The sequence below is a fragment of the Aminobacter sp. P4_D5 genome, from assembly GCF_056401815.1.
The window spans coordinates 1-592 of sequence record NZ_JBFUIP010001054.1; the positions used below are offsets into that span (position 1 = coordinate 1).

Consider the following 592-nt stretch of genomic DNA (forward strand, 5'->3'; position numbering starts at 1 on the left):
TCTCCGCGCGGCGGAGGCGGCACTGCGGGCGGCGCTGGGCGGTGGCGCCACTCCCATCGAGCGCGGCGCCGCGAGCCTGTCCCTGGCCACCGGCACCGTCACCTTCGATGAGGCCGCGCTGAGCGGTGATGGGGGGCTCGTGCTGGGCCTCTCCGGCCAGGTCGACCTGCCGCGCGACGTGCTCGACCTCCGGGCCACGCTCCCGGTGCAGGAGGGGGCGCCCGAAGTCGCCCTGCGCCTCACGGGTCCGAGCATGTCCCCGCGCCGGCTGGTGGAGGTCGCGCAGTGGTTGCGCTGGCGTGCGGAACACGCGCCCTGAGCCATGGACGAAAGCCGCTGAGCGCGGCACTTTGCGACCCCGCGCGGTCCGAAAAAGGCAAGTATCGAGATGACGATTGAGACTGGTTCCCGGGCCGATGCCCTCGCGCGCGCCGCCGCGATGTTCGACGAGGGGAAGCTGAAGGCGCGGCTCTCGGATTTCGTCGCCATCCCCTCGACCGCGCAGGAGCCGGGCTACGAGCCCTATCTGACGCAGTATCTGGAGCAGGCCATCAAGCCCTGGGTCGAGAGCCTGGGCTTCACCTCGGTCACG

At 71.6% G+C, this 592-nt stretch carries 1 protein-coding gene and 1 pseudogene; both read left to right on the forward strand.

The genetic code is table 11. From position 1 onward, the window contains the following. Positions 1-319 (forward strand): hypothetical protein (locus tag AC1DWF_RS36625; protein ID WP_476843338.1); only part of this gene is annotated, 319 nt, incomplete at its 5' end. Between the two features lie 69 nt (positions 320-388). Beyond that, positions 389-592: pseudogene (locus AC1DWF_RS36630) on the forward strand (hypothetical protein); the annotation flags it as partial.